Genomic DNA, 17,103 nt, shown 5'->3' with positions numbered 1-17,103 from the left:
TGCATTTTAAATAAATTGCAGCTGCCTTTTTCAATAGAGTTAATAAAAGAAAGCGCTTTAAATAGATAAGTGGGAGGGATTGTTGGTGCTAGGAATTACTCATTTAAGACATATAAGTTTGATCACACCAAACTTTGACGAACAAGTGAACTTTTACGAAAAGGTTTGGGGTTTGGATCGTGTAAATGTTTCAGATGACAATATTGCATATTTTCGAGGGGCAGGTCCGGAGCATCATATACTAAGCCTTCGAAAGGGCGATAAATGTGGTTTGCATCATATCGCATTTGGTATGGTCGATAAAAATGCAGTTGATCGTGCAGCGGAAATCCTACATTCAAAAGGTGTACATATTGTTGAAGAGCCAGGTTATTTAGATGAAGCTGGTGGAGGATATGGACTTCGATTTGTTGATCCAGAAAACCGCGTAATTGAACTTTCCGCTTGGGTAGAGGTTCAAACATCGATTTGGACTAATAAAAACGTTGATCCCGTGAAATTAAACCATGTAGTTATGAACACAAAAGATTTAGATATGATCGTGGAGTTTTATACTGATGTACTTGGATTCAAAGTGACTGATTGGAGTGAGCACCAAATGTCCTTCTTAAGATGTAATCGAAAACATCACTCGATTGCATTTAACCAAGATGTACACGCTTCAGTTAATCATATTGCTTACGAGGTTGATTCGGTGGATGAACTAATGCGAGGCATTAGTAATGTTAGGAAAGCAGGACTAAATGAGTTATGGGGTCCTGGTCGACATGGTCCTGGTAATAATATCTTTTGTTATTTTCAAGACCTCGGAGGATTTGTCATGGAATACACATGTTATCTTGAAACAATTGAAGATGAAGCTGAATGGAGAGCGCGAGTTTGGAAACGTGTGCCACATCTAATGGATCAATGGGGAATTGCTGGTCCACCAAAACCAGAAGCTCGTAAAGCGATGGGCGGAGAGGCGGACATTGGCTGGGTAGATACAAGTGTTAATGTACGTTAAAAATTTTAACTAAAATTGCTTTAAGGAATACGAAACATGAAAGCTTTAATAAGGGGTGACAGGATGGATCTTGGATTAAAGGGAAAAGTTGCAGTAATTATGGGTGGTACCTCTGGTGTTGGACTGAAGACAGCTGAATTATTTTTAGGTGAAGGCGCTAAAGTAGCCATTTGCGGCAGAAGCAAGGAGCGTGCAGATAAAGCATTAAAGCATTTACTCTCATATGGCAAAAGCGAAGATCTATTTGCTGCGACCTGTGATGTTACATCAAAAGAGGAAGTTAATTCGTTTATTCAACAAACAGCAGAAAAGTTTGGTGGAATTGATACGTTAGTAAATGCAGCTGGTCAAAGTGTTATGGGGTATTTTTTCGATATTACTGATGAACAGTGGCAGGAACAAATTCAATTAAAGTATTTCGCAATTATCTATGCAGTTCGTGCAGCTCATCCTTATTTAGTGAAAAGAGGAGGGGGCCGAATTATTAATATAAATGCAACCCTAGCGAAAGAGCCTGAGCGTCATATGGTAGCAACAGCAGCGACACGTGCAGGACTTTTAAATTTAAGCAAAACATTGTCTCAAGAATTAGCATCCGACAATATTTTAGTAAATTCAGTAAGTCTTGGATTGATTCGAACCGATCAATGGGAGCGAAGAAGATTGAAAAATGCTCCTGATATGGATCCAGAAGAATATTATAAAGATCTTGCGATAAAAAGAAATATTCCACTAGGTCGTGTAGGTGAAGCGGAGGAAGTGGCTAGTGTTATTGTTTTTCTTGCTTCGGATAAAGCGAGTTATGTAGCTGGCTCTACAATTGAAACTGCAGGTGCAATCGGTAAAGCACTTTAAATAAATTATTTGAAAAAGGTAGGATACTAAGATGAAAATTCAAGAAGAAATCGTATTTACTACTGCGGATGCCGTCGTAAAAGAGTTAGTTCAAGCAGGCGTAGAAGTCGCTTTTGGAATTGTAAGTATTCATAATATGCCCATTTATGATGCGATTTTAAGGGATGGAAATATCAAGCTAATCTGTTCACGTGGCGAAAGTGGAGCAGTCAATATGGCAGATGGTTATGCACGTGCCACAGGGAAATTAGGTGTTGTGATTACTAGTACAGGAACAGGAGCTGGAAACGCTGCTGGTTCATTAGTAGAAGCATGGGCAGCGGGAGTTCCACTACTTCATCTAACTGGAGAGGTAGCATCACCTTATCTTGGTACAGGTAAAGGGTACATACATGAATGCAAAGACCAGCTGTCAATGATGAGCGGTGCTTGTAAAAATGCTGTAAGACTTAGAAGACCAGAACAAACAGCTGGTGTAGTAAGAAAAGCGATTGAAGAAGCATTAACTGCTCCAACAGGACCAGTTAGTTTAGAAATTCCAATAGACTTTCAATCAGCAATTATTGAGGACGTTTCAATCGATAAAGTACAGGTAGATATTTTTAAACCGCAACTAACTACTGTTATACCAGATATCGCAATTTCAAAAATTTCAGAAGCACGTCGTCCAGTTATTTGGGCCGGTGGCGGTGTTATTTCTGCCAATGCCTCAAAAGAATTAACAAATTTAGCAGAAATTCTTGGTGCTGCTGTCATTACAAGCCAATCCGGAAAAGGCTCAATACCAGAGGATCATGAGCAATGTATCGGTCATTTTGCAGCCAACGAATCAACAAAAGAGTTTTTGAGAAATGCAGATTTATTGATTAGTGTAGGTGTACGATTCAGAGGAAATGAAACCTCTAACTGGAAAGTACCTGTACCAGAAGAACATATTTCAATTGATGCAGATTTTAATGCAATCAATCGTAATTATAAAGCAACAGTTGGGTTAGTCGGAGATGCAAAAGATATTTTATCGGCTCTAATTAATAAAATTGATGAAAAGTCTATTTCGGTTTTACCTTCTTATATAGAAGAAGTACGTTCATTAAGAAATGAAGTGCGAGGACAACTTCGTAAAACACTTGGTCCGTTCGAACAATTTGTAGATGGTATGAGAGAGATTTTACCGAGGGATACGATTTTAGTTCGAGATGTAACAGTACAAGCAAATGTCTGGGGTAGTAGAATATTCGACATTTATGAACCAAGAACATCAATTCACGCATCCGGTGGCGGGATCGGTCAAGGTCTTCCTACAGCTATAGGTGCTCAATTGGGTTGCCCTCACCAAACGGTCGTATTAATGGCTGGAGATGGTGGGTTTATGGTTAATGTAGGTGAAATGGTGACTGCAGCTGAAGAAAATCTTCCAATTATTGTTGTGTTATTTGATGATTCTGGCTATGGGGTTCTTCGTAATATTCAAGAAGCGGCATATGGACGCCAAGTAGCAGTGAATTTATTAAGTCCAGACTTTGTAAAATTAGCTGAGTCAATGCATTTTGAATCAGCACGTATTGGATCTGGAGATGAATTTGTTACAGAACTAAAGAAGGCAACTGAAAGAAGAAAGCCAACAATGATCGTTGTAGATATGGAAGCAGTTGGACCTATGGCAAAACCTTTTGGTGGACCTCCAGGAGCAGCTGAAAGCTTTAAGCCAAAAAAATTATAAAGGAGATTCAATATGATTTCGACATATCCAGTTGTATCAGGAAGATATCTCATAAATGGTGATTGGAAAGAAAGTAATGAAACATCAAATATTATTAATCCTGCAAATAAGTCGGAAGTAATCGGCAAAGTTGGATTATGTACTGAGGAAATCGTAAACGAAGCAATTAATGCTGCAGCCAATGCATTTAAACTTTGGTCACAGAGTGAGATTCAGGATCGTGTAGAAAGAATGAAAGCAGCGGCGTGGGAACTTTCTAAAATCATTGAAGAAAATGTTTCATTATTTGTTCGTGAAAATGGAAAAACACTAGTAGAAGCTAAAAAAGACTTATTACGCTGTGTGGAAGTAATGAATGGTGGAGCAGATGAACTACTTAAATGGTGGAATCCTGAATTACTTCAAGGAAATCAAAAAGTTCAAGTAAGAAGAAGAGCAAGAGGGGTTACTGCAGTTATTACTCCTTGGAATTCGCCTATGATCTTAACCTTTAAGCGAGTAATACCGGCTGTTTTAGCAGGAAATACAGTCGTCGTAAAACCGGCGACAAATTGTCCACTTACCATTATGACTTGTTTAAAAGTAGTGGCTGAATATTTTCCGCCTGGCGTAATCAATATTGTAACAGGATCAGGAAAAATGATTGGTGACAAGCTTTGTTCTGATTCACGTGTTCGTACAATTGCTTTTGTAGGAAGTACACAAACAGGTAAAGATATTATGAAAAAGTCTTCAGGAAATCTTCAAAAAGTATATATGGAGCTTGGTGGGAATGACCCAGCAATTATATTAGAAGATGCAAACTTAGATGAAGAAGCTATTAAGCGATTAAGAATAAGTATTTTAAAAGCGGCTGGCCAAGTATGTTCGGCGATTAAGCGCGTATATGTACAAGAATCTAGATATGTTGAATTAGTAAAAAAACTAAAGAAAGAATTTGAGCGTACTGTTGTAGGTGATGGTATTCAACCTGATGTAACAATGGGCCCATTAAATAATAAAGCTCAGTATGACTATGTTAACGGATTAATTGAGCGAACTGAAAAAGCAGGTGCAAATGTAATAACAGCTGGAATTCAACTGAATCCTGAAATGTGGGATCAAGGATATTACATCTTACCAACAATTGTAACAGGTGTTGATCAACAAAGTGAGATCGTTCGTGCAGAACAATTCGGACCAGTAATTCCTATTCTACCTTTTTCATCTATTGACGAAGCTATCAAACTAGCAAATGATAGTGAATTTGGCTTAAGGGCTTCTGTTTGGACTGAAAATGAAGAATTAGCAGTTGAAATGGCAGATCGATTAGAAGCAGGCGCAGTTTTTTATAATAATCATACCATCTTTAGTGATTTAGCATTGGATTTTCCAGGTTTAAAAGAGAGCGGTGTTTCAAGAGAAACAAGACACTGTGGATTGGAATTCTTTGCAGACTCATATGGATTTGCAAATTAAGGATGGTGAATACGTATGAAACTAGGACTAATCGGCTGCGGTAATATTGGTCAATTTCTTCTTCAAGCAATTAATAAAGATGGGATGTTACCAGGTGGAAAGATTGTTTCAATTTATACGCGTTGCGAAGAATCAGCCGTTCAGCTTGCTAAAGAATTTGAAACAGAAGCATATCAAAGTGTAGAAACGCTCCTTCTTTCTGATCTAGATTTAGTCATTGAAGCTGCAACAGTTGAAGCAGCAAAGGAGTACGCTATAAAAGTTCTTGAAGGTGGAAAAGACTTATTGCTAAGCAGCATTGGGGTCATGGCTGATTCTGCATTTGAAGAAAGAGTTCGAGAGGTATGTACAAGATATGGTATAAACATTTACTTACCTTCAGGAGCAATAGGTGGATTAGATATTTTAAAATCAGCAAAAGCTGCGAATGGTCTAGAGACTGTTTCTATTACAACTAGAAAACCACCTGGAGCATTATCGGGAGAAGGATTAGATAAAGAAACGATTTTGTTTGAAGGCTCAGCAGCTGAAGCAATCAAGCTATATCCAAGAAATATTAATGTGGCGATTGTATTATCCTTAGCTGGACTCGGTGCTAACAATACAAAAGTGAAGATTATTGCTGATCCGATTGCCGTAAAAAATAGCCATACAATTGAAGCATCTGGCTCGTTCGGGAAACTTAAACTTGAGATCGAAAATGATCCTATGCCAAATAATCCTAAAACAAGTTATTTAGCAGCGCTAAGTGTTTTGGCAAATTTACAAAACAAAGATAAATATGTACAGATTGGATAAAGAATTAAAAATATGAAGGGAGAGTGCGTGTGTGATTATAACAGAAAAAACGTTAGATGAATTGTCAAAAGAGCAACTAGTAAATTACTTAAACGAAACAGTCAAACCAGATGAAGGAATCATCCCTGCATATCTTCTAGGCGACAAGGCTGTTTACGAATTAGAGCATGAAAAAGTATTTTTAAAAACATGGGTTTTTCTTGGACATGAATCTGAAATTCCAAATCCAGGGGACTTTATGACTCGTGAGCTTGCAGGATATTCAATCATTATCTCACGCGAAAGTATGGGAGAAATTAATGCATTTTACAATATGTGTACTCACCGTGGTATGAAGCTTTGCCGTGCCGATAAAGGTAATAAAACTTTATTTACATGTCCATACCATGGATTTAACTTTAAAAATACAGGTGAGCTTGTTGGAGTACCGCTTCAAAAAGATATTTATGGGGAACGACTCGACCGAACTAAAATGGGTCTTCACAAAGTAAAGTTAGAATCATATAAAGGACTTTTATTTGGAAATTGGGACGAAAATGCAGAGCCTCTTGAAGAGTTTCTCGGTGATTTTAAGTGGTATTTAGATATCGTAGTAGGACGTGCTGAGATGGAAGTAATTGGAGCTCCGCAACGATTTATTGTTAAATCAAACTGGAAGGTTGGTTCTGATAACTTTGTAGGAGATTCATACCACACGATGGTTACTCACGGTTCAATTGCAAAATTAGGCATGGTCCCAAATGCAACATATTCGAAGCGCGGTTTTCAAATTCACACTGAAAACGGACACGGATTAAACCTTGGAACACCAAATCCAGACTTTGCTTTTCCTGAAGAATTGAAGGATGAGTATAAAAGTAATTTGTCAGAAGAACAATATGAAGTTCTATCAAACTTAAAAAATATGATTGGGAATGCTTTTCCGAATATGTCATTTTTAATATCTCACACAAAAATTAAGGGCGAATTAATTTCGAATACTTCAATTAGAATGTGGAGACCACTTAGTCATAATAAAATGGAAGTCATTGCATGGTTACTAGTAGAAAAAAATGCTTCTCAGGAATGGAAGAATCGATCAAGAGATTCCTTTATCTTAACATTTAGCCCATCTGGTATTTTTGAGCAGGATGATACTGAGGTATTTACAGACATAACGGAAGCAGCCCAAGGTCCAATGCCATTTCAAAAGAATTTAACTTATAACTATACAATGGGACTACATCGTAAACCCGTCGATTTTATCGGACCTGGGGTAGCCTATGATGATAAATTTACAGAAGCGAGTCAACGGAATTTCTATCAATACTGGCTTGAATTAATGACAAATTAATAAAGGGGGGAGGAAGGGAAATGAACGTTGAAAAATTATTAGCGAAGTTAGAATTTGAACAGTGGTTAATTGATGAAGCAAAATTACTTGATGATATTGAGTTTGATGATTGGTTTAATTTAATGCATTCGAATTTAATCTATCAAATGCCTGTACGCGTAAATAAAGAAGGAACTGAGCGCCCAGACTATTCTACTGAAATGTTTACATTTAATGATGATATTGAATTATTAAAGCTTCGAGTAGATCGATTGAAAACCGATTATGCATGGGCTGAAATTCCTCCTTCAAGAACCCGCCGTTTTGTAAGCAATATTAGCGTAAAAGAGCTAGTTAAAGAAGAGAAGGCAGTAGTTAATAGTTATTTACTAATCTATCGTAGCCGTAGCACAGATATTCATCATGATCTAATTTCCGGAGAACGTCATGACGAGTTTACATATGAAGATGGGAAGTGGAAGCTTTCCAAGAGGGTATTTATTGTAGATCAAACAACAATTAATACTAGAAATCTTGCAATCTTTGTTTAATAGAAGAAAAAGGAGGCAAAGTGATGTTATTAAAAGATAAAGTAGTGTTAATTACAGGAGGCGCATCTGGAATAGGAGCGGCCGTTACAAGACGATTCATTCAAGAAGGAGCAAAGGTAAGTATTATAGGTCGCTCACTTGAAACACTAGAACAAATGAAAGAAGAATTTAATGACAATCTCCTTATCATTCAAGGTGACGTAAGCAAATATGAAGACAACGAGCGCGCTGTAAAAGCGACTGTTGAACAGTTTGGTAAACTAGATGTATTTATTGCGAATGCAGGCGTTTTCGATGGATTTGCAAAATTCGCTGATGTGACACCCGATGCCCTATCAGATGCATATGATTATCTTTTAAATATAAACGTAAAAGGATCATTTTTTGGTGCAAAAGCAGCTTTAGAAGAATTACAAAAAACAAATGGTAATATTATTTTTACAGTATCTGGTGCAAGCTTCTACCCAGACGGTGGTGGAGTTTGGTACACGGCTAGTAAGCATGCCCAAATCGGATTAATGCGTCAACTTGCTTTTGAACTAGCACCAACTATACGCGTAAATGCAGTAGCGCCAGGAGGGACTTTAACAGCACTAACTGTCATTCCACCTTTACGTACATTTACTAAATCCGTGGATAATGATACAAAAGCTAGCAATATAAAAAGAAGAAATCCACTTCAACTAGCACAAATGCCTGAAGATCATGTTGCAGCATATGTACTTTTAGCATCTGATCAGTCACGTGCGATTACTGGTGAAGTCATTTCTAGTGACGGTGGATTATCGGTTCGAGGACTTGGATAAGAAATATATGATAAAGCATAGGGTGTCTTAAAGGGATTACTTTTTACGGACACTCTCTTTTTTATTAATGCTAATTAAATTGTATGTGGTAGTAGTTCAAACCGTATATTTGAAGAATTATTAGATAGTGGTTATATGAAAAATCGTTTGAGAGAGGCGCGCCGCAGCATATGACACAATCACTCTTATTTTATTAAATAATTTCTCCAAACTAGTCCTTTGTTATCTTAATTTAGAAAAAGGTTAATAGAAAAATAGAAAGATACATAAATTATATTTTATGTATCTTTTCTAAGTTAATGTTCCTTAGCTACATTTAATTGTAAACTTTGAAAGATGGTGTATACCAACTACCTAGCTCACCATAGTCCGAATTAGGGTCATTGCGAAGCACCATCTCAACCCTAAAAGTACCACTAGTACCTTTAGCTAAAAGATTATCTATATAAAATTTTTTCATTGGACTTTGACTAGAGAAATATCCGTCTTCATGATCAACCAACAACCAACTTCCACTCTTATATTGCTCAAGTAACATACTGTAATAAACTGTTCCGCCAGCGGATGTTTTTGCTCCTGTAACCCCTATATATGTATCACTAGAAGGATAATCACCTGAACGATCTGTGTAAACTTCAGCTGTTACACCGCCTTTTGTTACATATCCTGAACTAGCTGCTTGTACATTGTTATTAAAAGGTTGAACAATTAATACGGCGAAAAGCGTGAAAGCTGCTAATAGCATAGTAGTTTTATTTTTTTTAAAAATCATATATTTCTCCCCCTGTAAAATAAAAATATTGAAGCACGAAAAATTAGTTCGTTGAGCCAAACTACAATATAATACCATATTTATCCAAATTTTTACAATAACTAAAATTATTTTTACTGTATCAGGCGCAAGCTTCTACCCAGACGGCGGTGGAGTTTGGTACACGGCTAGTAAGCATGCTCAAATCGGCTTAATGCGTCAGCTTGCTTTTGAACTAGCACCAAATATACGAGTAAATGCAGTAGCGCCAGGAGGGACTTTAACGGCACTAACTGTCATCCCACCTTTACGTAATTTTACTAAATCTGTTGATAATGATACGAAAGCAAGCAATATAAAAAGAAGAAATCCTCTTCAATTAGCACAAATGCCTGAAGATCATGTTGCAGCATATGTACTTTTAGCATCTGATCAGTCACGTGCGATTACTGGTGAAGTCATTTCTAGTGACGGTGGATTATCGGTTCGAGGACTTGGATAAGAAATTTTTGGTTAAGCATAGGGTGTCTTAAAGGGGCGACTTTTTAAGGACACTCTCTTTTTTTAGTGCTAATTAAATTGTAAGTGGTAGTAGCTCAAACTGTATATATAATGAGTTATATAGTGAGCGGTTATATGATAAATCGTTGGAAGAGCTGCTTTACGTTTGTTTACTTAAAAAGGTTTATTTGTAACTGACCTGAATCATTTGGCTTACTAAACAATATTAATAAAAAGCTGATAGCAAGTAAGATAAGAGGTATTCCTTGAATCATCATAAACATAGAGTTAAACTCAGCATCCCCATGACTTCATCAAGCATTACGTTGCCATAAAAAATGCAATAGGTAACGCCCCTCCATTTATTAATAAAAAAAATAGAAGAACTTTTTTATTTTACGATTTTTCTTAGATGGAGGTTGTTAATCAACAATAAGAGTCAAAAAGAATATAGGAACATTTCGAGAATGATTAAATCTGCATATTTGTTTCAATTATCCACTATTTTTTCTCTACATTAACCTAAATAACCTACTGATTTTTTTTATAAGCACCGAAAACGGTCGTTTATGGATATGAAGCACTCAGAACATAAAAAAAGCCCTGATTTTTCTGCTTAGCATAAGAAAATCAGCGGCTTTTCCTTCCCAAAAATGTTTTAGCGTATAATATACCAGTTTTGTCGGCGGGACCCCAATAATAGACACTTTTAAATAGATACAACTTGATGTTTTCATTTTCTTTTCCTAAGTTGTATGGGTTAACGCTATGCCCTTTTAATCAAAATATACATATTTATTAGCGATAACTTATGTATGAATTTTCAATACATTATGATTAGTCCAGCCATTTAATCGTTTTTCCTACCTCTTTAAAAAAACGATTAAAGAATGATTCATTGTATATTTGGAATAATACCTTTGTATTTCTTTAGTTAATCAAAAAGGTGGGACCCAAATGGATAATCAAAAATTAGCCGATCATGAATCATTGGATTTACATGAAGTTATTAATTTTAAAACCCTTTGTTTAGCGAAATCAAAACTAATGCAAGGATTGGTATTTGATGATGATTTGAGAGCATTAATGCAAAAAGATGTTGAACAATCCATGCAAGCACTAGGAGAATTACAGTCAATTTATCAACGTGCACCTTTTGAAGCTCCTGTTCCTCAAAACCGCCCAACACCAATAATAGATTAAAAGGAGGCAAATTCATTGAATAATGACTATTTAGACCCAATAAACTCGCTACATGTACCTGAGCTAGCAGATACCACATTTGCGATGGATTTTCTTATTCGCGCTAAAGAAGGTGTTCGCAATATTGCGGTCGCATTAACAGAGTCAGCATCACCTGATGTTAGAACGCTCTTACGAAGCCATTTAATGCAAGGGATTGCTATGCACCAAGAAATTACAGATCTAATGATTAGTAAAAAATGGTTCCATCCATACGAACTAAGTGAACAATACCAATTAGATCAGCTGTCTGCCAACAATACATTAATGATTGGCAAAATGGATCTATTTCCTGCTGATAACAATAGAAAAGGCTTGTTTGACCGAACACCTGATGAACATTAACACTGGAGGCTTGTAACCAATGAAGGCAGTAACTTATCAAGGTATTAAAAATGTAGAAGTGAAAGAAGTTCCAGATCCGAAGATTGAAAAACCAGATGACATGATTATAAAAGTAACAAGTACAGCTATTTGTGGGTCTGATCTTCACCTAATTCATGGCATGATTCCTAACCTGCAGGAAAATTATATTATAGGCCATGAACCGATGGGAATCGTAGAAGAAATAGGCCCAGGTGTGACTAACCTAAAAAAGGGAGATCGAGTAATTATCCCTTTTAATATAGCGTGCGGTGAATGCCATTACTGTAAAACAAATTTGGAAAGCCAATGTGATAATTCTAATGATAATGGTGATATGGGTGCCTATTTCGGATATTCTGGTACGACGGGTGGCTATCCAGGTGGGCAAGCCGAATATTTAAGAGTTCCATTTGCCAACTTTACCCATTTCAAAATTCCAGAGTCTTGTGAAGAACCAGATGAAAAGTTAGCAGTTATTGCCGATGCGATGACTACTGGTTTTTGGAGTGTTGACAATGCAGGCGTAAAGGGTGGAGATACAGTTATTGTTCTTGGCTGTGGTCCAGTTGGTCTTTTTGCTCAAAAATTTTGTTGGCTAAAAGGAGCGAAGCGTGTCATTGCCGTAGATTATGTAGACTATCGTTTGCAACACGCCAAACGTACCAACAAAGTGGAGATTGTAAATTTCGAACACTTTGAAAATGTAGGAATGCATTTGAAAGAAATAACAAAGGGCGGCGCTGATGTTGTCATAGATGCAGTTGGAATGGACGGTAAAATGACTGATTTAGAGTTCCTGGCAAGCGGATTGAAACTTCATGGTGGAGCATTAGGTGCGTTTATCACGGCTACACAAGCAGTTCGTAAAGGCGGGACAATTCAAGTTACTGGTGTTTACGGTGGGAAATATAATGGATTCCCAATGGGAGATATTATGAACCGAAACGTCAATATTCGATCCGGACAAGCACCTGTGATTCATTATATGCCATATATGTTTGAATTAGTGACGACCGGGAAAATTGACCCAGGTGATGTCGTAAGTCATGTACTGCCACTTAGTGAAGCAAAGCGTGGCTATGAGATTTTTGACACAAAAATGGATAATTGTATAAAAGTCCTGTTGAAACCTTGAGGAAGGAGGTATAAAAATGAACTACGCCTTACATGAAGTTCTTGAGGTCCATGAGATAGCTGCATTTAAAACCACTTGTTTAACTAAATCCAAAACGATGAAAGCGTTAGTCACAGATCAGCTATTAAAAGATATTATGCAGCAAGACATTGATCTATCTACTAGACAATTACAAGAATATGCTTCAATCCTTTCCAACGCTAAGAAGTAAATTAGGAGATGAATAAACATGAATCCAATTATTGAAACTTTAACTGGCATGGACGCAATAACGGATCAAGTGGTTGCAATGGATCTACTCATTTCAGCTAAAAGTGGTATTAGAAATTATGCCATGGCAGTTACAGAGGCAGGAACACCGGAGATTAAGGATATGCTCACTCGCCATTTAGTAGAAGCTCTTGATATGCATGAACAAATATCCAAATATATGGCAGAAAAAGGGTGGTACTATGCATGGGATACAAACGAACAGATCAGTTTGGATTTAAATAATATCAATACAGCATTGAACTTACCAACATTATAAAAAGTTTCCAGGAACAGTTAAACACTTACCAAATAAACTGTTCCTATTTTTCATTTTGTGTTTATTTAGCAGAAGTAAATACAATTAATACTTCATGTTTACTCGTGCTTGTTTTACAAATTAATTCACTATTTTTATTATGAAAATGTCGGAGCAGGGAATTCATCAATTTTGATACGAAGTAAACTATAAGGTTTTTGTCGTAAGTCTTCTCCATAATGAAATCTAGGCTGTCGATGTAACTGGTTTACAATGAAATACAAATATTGATCCGGACCTATTGAAAAAGTATCTGGCCACAAAATTCTCGGATCATGTGCGATAGTTTCCATTATTCCATTTGGAAATATCTTACGGATACAGTTGTTTTCATAATCTCCAGCATAAACAGTTCCCTTTGCATCTGTGATCATTCCATCAGATGCACCTTTTTCTCCCCAATGCCTCACATGATAAGATATATCCATGTCCGGTATCGTTCTGTCTCTCAGGGTTTCTGTTGAAATCGAGAACAAGTGACGACTGGTTAGTGGAGCAAAAAATAATATCTTTCCATCGGGAGAAATGGCAAGACTATCAGAAGCCAATCTAAATGGAGAAGTTGAACCGTCTTTGTTTCGATTCATTAAAATTTGACCTTCTACTTTCGGTAAAAAATAGGGATCAGGTGAAGTTGAATTTGCCCCATTTAACCGTCTAAACGCGTTTCCATTTGATAAATCTACGACGATAATAGCTCCTGGTCCTCTTGAAGATGAATCCGTTATATAAGCATAACCTGCTTTTCCAACACGAAAATCAAAGCGGACATCATTCAGATAAGTTGTAGGCAGTACAACCTCTTCTGTAAAGGTATATACTTTACTAATTGTATTAGTTTCTAAATCTACAGCGACTAATTTTGCCCCTCCTTTAATTGGTTCAGAAAAATTGGGTGCCGCTGTATCTAATATCCAAAGTGTTCCCCTTCCATCAGCAACTACACTTTGGACACTGATGAAAGTCATTGTGATATTCTCGGGGTTAACCAAATTGGCTTGTAAATTAGGATAAGGCTGCAATTTATTTTCTACAATTTCCCCCACCGTAAATTTAACATCGTCTCCCCATTTCGGAAAGCAAATGAAAATACGACCGGTTTCTGAAACAGTAACACCTGTAGGCATAGCTCCATAAAAAGCATAAACTAGTTCTAAATTACCGAAATATTTTTCACTAGGTAACATAGGTTTCATAATATCCTCCTCAAGCATTCAAACGGGATATCACCTATATATGATTTATATTTTTTCTAGTGCATGTTTCTTAATAAGTTTTTCTATACGAAAAGATGATTGAATTGATTGTTTTCGAAATTTAATAAGTCTGTCAGAAAATTCGATTAACGACACTCGAGCTACTTTCAAACTTGGATTAATAATGTTTATTATCTAATAAATTGGTTTAATAGTTGATTAAATTTATCCCGTTCTTCCCAAAATGAACCATGACCACTGTTTTGAAATGGGACAAGTTGTGAATTTCTTATTTTTTGATTAACTTCCTGAGCTTGCGAAAATGGAATCACATTGTCGTGTATTCCGTGAACGATTAAGGTTGGAACCGATATTTTCGGCAGGTCATCATATACATTCTCATCCCTTAGCATAACTACGATTGCAGCAGTTGACCAACCTGCTGCCTGTAAACCCAATTGAAAAAACCAGTCTGAGTATGGATTTGTTATATACTGAAAGAAAAAGGTTTCTGTTATTTCCCGCATCAGCTTTGGCCGGTCATTTAATGCTTGATTAAGCATTTGATTAGCATGATCTTTATTCGCAAAACCAACGGGAGCTGCAGCGTCTATAAGAACAAGATTAGATACTCCGTAGCTGTTGTGTCGAGCCATGTATCTAATTGCTATTGCTCCTCCTGTAGAATGCCCAGCAAGTATAAAGTTATTTAATTGAAGTACGTCGATCACATTGCGAATATCGTCTGCCAGTCGGTCCAGTGTGTACCCGTGAAATGGCTTATCCGAATTGCCAAAACCTCTCCAGTCTATTCCTATACAACGGTATCCAAATGAGGGCAGAACATTAAACTGATATTCAAATTGTTTATGGCTTAATGGCCAACCATGTAAAAATACTATAGTCTTGCTCCCCCCAGGATTTATATCCTCCACATATAAATTCACACCTTGATCTACATTAACGTAGTATCCCACGTGGTTACCTCCAAAATTGTTAAAGTAGTTTAAAATATAAATTACTCACTTTAGTAATTTTATATGATTAATTTTTGAGAATAAATTTTAAGTATATTTCGTCACAATCTTTCTATTGAGAACCAAACTGTTATTAAAAAATGTAGTTTGGGACAGATTAGTTATTATAATTATTGATTAAAGTTTGAGGTATAGTTTAATACTGGGGTGATTATGAATATCCAACTAACAAGGAAGAAAGCTACCTATTACTGTTTTAATCTTATTAATCACAGTAAACAGTGTTTTTGCATAACCCCACAAGACTACTAATTTATAAAGAAAAAGTATTTATTGAAACTGTAGATCAATTTTATGAAGCATTAAGGAAGGAGTTATCCTGCTCATCAGAATTTTTACAGAAAACATCTAGAGTTTTACAAAAGACATAAGAATACAAATGGAAGAAATACCTGATGCATCAGTAAATATTAGAAAAAAGTTACTGTTTAATGATGGTCGAAAGATTTAAATAGATAACTTAACTTAATAATCATTTTCAAATCAGAAAGGAAGTATTATTCCATGAATGATGTTATATCGACAATAATTGAACACCGTTCTATCCGTTATTTTGAGGATAAGCCTCTATCGGATGAACAAATAAAAACGATTGTTTCTTGTGCTCAATCAGCCGCAACTTCTAGTTATATGCAGGCATACTCAATCATCGGTGTAAAAGATAAACTCTGTAAGAAAAAGTTAGCTGAGCTAGCTGGTAACCAGGAGTATGTTGAGAAAAATGGTCACTTTTTCGTATTTTGCGCCGATCTTTACCGCCATTCCGTTATAGGAGAAAATGAAAAGAAAAATGTCCTTCCATCAATAGAAAGCACTGAGAATTTTATGGTTGCATTGATCGATGCATCTTTAGCTGCACAAAATGCTGCAATTGCAGCAGAATCCATGGGGCTGGGAATTTGTTATATTGGAGGAATCCGAAATAACCTTGAAGAAGTGAAAACATTGTTAAAAACGCCTGAGCGAGTTTTACCTTTGTTTGGAATTGCAGTGGGATATCCGAAACAAATTACAGACCACAAACCGAGATTGCCGTTCGAACATATTTACCATGAGAACGAATATCAGCAAGATAAAGAAGTCTATGTAAAGCAGTTACAAGAGTTCGATGAAGTAGTCTCAAGTTATTATGAACAAAGAACCGGCGGTAAAAGAAAAGACCGATGGACAGAACAAATGGCAGTTATGCTTGAAAGACCAAACAGAGTGTATATGAAAGACTTTGTGCAAATAAATAAACTGGATCTCAAATAGAAAAGGCAAAAAATCCTTCCTTTATGGAAGGATTTTTGCAGAGTGTTGAAATATAAAATGGTCAATAGGGAAAACGGACATTAAATGAACATTTAATAATGATGAAATTATCATTTTCTTGGATGTTCTTTTAATGGTTTTAAATGTTAATATGTTCGAGCAATTTTATGATTCCAATAACAATAGACATCTTTTTTCAGAAGTTAAAAAATTATGAGCTTATTCTTAGAAAAACAAATTCATTTGATTAATTTAGTTTAATGTTCGATTTTAATAAAACTACAAACTGATTAATTAAAACTGCTAGATTACTCTAAGTAAAGGCTATTTGATTAGGATTTATTGCATACTTTTTTTGATGAAAAAGTTGATTGGAATGGAGGGGTGCTCGACTCCTATGGGATTAGCGGGAAGGCTGAGACCCCGCAGGCTTGCCGAGGAGGCTAAAGAATCCCGCCCCATGGAAAGCGAGCATCCTGTAATGGAAATCAACATCATTCTACGCCTTTTACGGAAATTTGGTAATTTAATTGACAAGGTTGTTTTT

General features: G+C 36.3%; 18 protein-coding genes. 15 read left to right on the top strand and 3 right to left on the bottom strand.

The window, feature by feature from the left end; genetic code table 11:
- Window positions 1-85 precede the first annotated feature (85 nt).
- The 8 genes from BM319_RS21950 to BM319_RS21915 all read left to right on the top strand — a co-directional run bounded on the left by BM319_RS21950 (window position 86) and on the right by BM319_RS21915 (window position 8,506).
- Window positions 86-1,006, top strand: coding sequence for a VOC family protein (locus BM319_RS21950; protein WP_069032675.1), 921 nt, complete (start codon window positions 86-88; stop codon window positions 1,004-1,006).
- 63 nt (window positions 1,007-1,069) lie between these two features.
- The gene (locus BM319_RS21945) at window positions 1,070-1,861 is read left to right on the top strand and encodes an SDR family oxidoreductase (protein WP_069032676.1); all 792 of its coding nucleotides are present in this window, start codon (window positions 1,070-1,072) and stop codon (window positions 1,859-1,861) included.
- 31 nt (window positions 1,862-1,892) lie between these two features.
- A complete protein-coding gene (locus tag BM319_RS21940) occupies window positions 1,893-3,581 on the top strand; it encodes a thiamine pyrophosphate-binding protein (RefSeq protein WP_091024697.1) in 1,689 nt (562 codons plus the stop codon).
- A gap of 12 nt (window positions 3,582-3,593) precedes the next feature.
- Window positions 3,594-5,039: an aldehyde dehydrogenase family protein gene (locus BM319_RS21935; protein ID WP_069032678.1), complete on the top strand. Its 1,446-nt coding sequence runs from the start codon at window positions 3,594-3,596 to the stop codon at window positions 5,037-5,039.
- A gap of 15 nt (window positions 5,040-5,054) precedes the next feature.
- Complete coding sequence (gene nadX, locus BM319_RS21930) at window positions 5,055-5,837, top strand: aspartate dehydrogenase (RefSeq protein WP_069032679.1); 783 nt, start codon at window positions 5,055-5,057, stop codon at window positions 5,835-5,837.
- A 31-nt stretch (window positions 5,838-5,868) separates the two neighbouring features.
- Window positions 5,869-7,170, top strand: a complete 1,302-nt coding sequence (locus tag BM319_RS21925; protein ID WP_091024695.1) for an aromatic ring-hydroxylating oxygenase subunit alpha — start codon at window positions 5,869-5,871, stop codon at window positions 7,168-7,170.
- A gap of 20 nt (window positions 7,171-7,190) precedes the next feature.
- A complete protein-coding gene (locus BM319_RS21920; protein WP_069032680.1) occupies window positions 7,191-7,700 on the top strand; it encodes an aromatic-ring-hydroxylating dioxygenase subunit beta in 510 nt (169 codons plus the stop codon).
- A gap of 23 nt (window positions 7,701-7,723) precedes the next feature.
- On the top strand, window positions 7,724-8,506 hold the full coding sequence (locus BM319_RS21915; protein ID WP_069032681.1) for an SDR family NAD(P)-dependent oxidoreductase: 783 nt from the start codon (window positions 7,724-7,726) through the stop codon (window positions 8,504-8,506).
- 316 nt (window positions 8,507-8,822) lie between these two features.
- Here the strand turns inward: BM319_RS21915 and yqgA are convergent, their stop codons facing one another.
- Complete coding sequence (gene yqgA / locus BM319_RS21910) at window positions 8,823-9,278, bottom strand: cell wall-binding protein YqgA (protein WP_091024693.1); 456 nt, start codon at window positions 9,276-9,278, stop codon at window positions 8,823-8,825.
- A gap of 76 nt (window positions 9,279-9,354) precedes the next feature.
- On the opposite strand from yqgA, the gene BM319_RS21905 reads away from it, so the two are divergent.
- The 6 genes from BM319_RS21905 to BM319_RS21880 all read left to right on the top strand — a co-directional run bounded on the left by BM319_RS21905 (window position 9,355) and on the right by BM319_RS21880 (window position 13,030).
- Window positions 9,355-9,759: an SDR family oxidoreductase gene (locus tag BM319_RS21905; protein WP_353615550.1), complete on the top strand. Its 405-nt coding sequence runs from the start codon at window positions 9,355-9,357 to the stop codon at window positions 9,757-9,759.
- A 956-nt stretch (window positions 9,760-10,715) separates the two neighbouring features.
- Window positions 10,716-10,961: a spore gernimation protein GerQ gene (locus BM319_RS21900; RefSeq protein WP_069032682.1), complete on the top strand. Its 246-nt coding sequence runs from the start codon at window positions 10,716-10,718 to the stop codon at window positions 10,959-10,961.
- 15 nt (window positions 10,962-10,976) lie between these two features.
- On the top strand, window positions 10,977-11,345 hold the full coding sequence (locus BM319_RS21895) for a spore coat protein (RefSeq protein WP_091024691.1): 369 nt from the start codon (window positions 10,977-10,979) through the stop codon (window positions 11,343-11,345).
- A 19-nt stretch (window positions 11,346-11,364) separates the two neighbouring features.
- Window positions 11,365-12,501 (top strand): zinc-dependent alcohol dehydrogenase, encoded by a 1,137-nt coding sequence (locus tag BM319_RS21890; RefSeq protein ID WP_069032684.1) that lies wholly within the window; start codon window positions 11,365-11,367, stop codon window positions 12,499-12,501.
- Window positions 12,502-12,517: 16 nt separating this feature from the next.
- Window positions 12,518-12,712 carry a hypothetical protein gene (locus tag BM319_RS21885; RefSeq protein WP_069032685.1) on the top strand — a complete coding sequence of 65 codons (195 nt, stop codon included), beginning with the start codon at window positions 12,518-12,520 and terminating at the stop codon, window positions 12,710-12,712.
- Window positions 12,713-12,730: 18 nt separating this feature from the next.
- Window positions 12,731-13,030 carry a spore coat protein gene (locus BM319_RS21880; RefSeq protein WP_091024690.1) on the top strand — a complete coding sequence of 100 codons (300 nt, stop codon included), beginning with the start codon at window positions 12,731-12,733 and terminating at the stop codon, window positions 13,028-13,030.
- Window positions 13,031-13,167: 137 nt separating this feature from the next.
- Here the strand turns inward: BM319_RS21880 and BM319_RS21875 are convergent, their stop codons facing one another.
- Window positions 13,168-14,265, bottom strand: coding sequence for an L-dopachrome tautomerase-related protein (locus BM319_RS21875; RefSeq protein WP_091024688.1), 1,098 nt, complete (start codon window positions 14,263-14,265; stop codon window positions 13,168-13,170).
- A gap of 191 nt (window positions 14,266-14,456) precedes the next feature.
- Entirely contained in the window at window positions 14,457-15,242 is a 786-nt protein-coding gene (locus BM319_RS21870; RefSeq protein ID WP_069032688.1) for an alpha/beta fold hydrolase, read from the bottom strand.
- A gap of 564 nt (window positions 15,243-15,806) precedes the next feature.
- On the opposite strand from BM319_RS21870, the gene nfsA reads away from it, so the two are divergent.
- Window positions 15,807-16,556: an oxygen-insensitive NADPH nitroreductase gene (gene nfsA, locus BM319_RS21865; protein WP_069032689.1), complete on the top strand. Its 750-nt coding sequence runs from the start codon at window positions 15,807-15,809 to the stop codon at window positions 16,554-16,556.
- The last annotated feature ends 547 nt before the right edge of the window (window positions 16,557-17,103 follow it).

It is taken from the genome of Bacillus sp. UNCCL81 (genome assembly GCF_900112535.1).
GTDB classification, from domain to species: Bacteria; Bacillota; Bacilli; order Bacillales; family Bacillaceae_G; genus Gottfriedia; species Gottfriedia luciferensis_B.
Note: the sequence above shows the minus strand (reverse complement) of the source record. Positions and strands in the feature narration are given on the sequence as shown.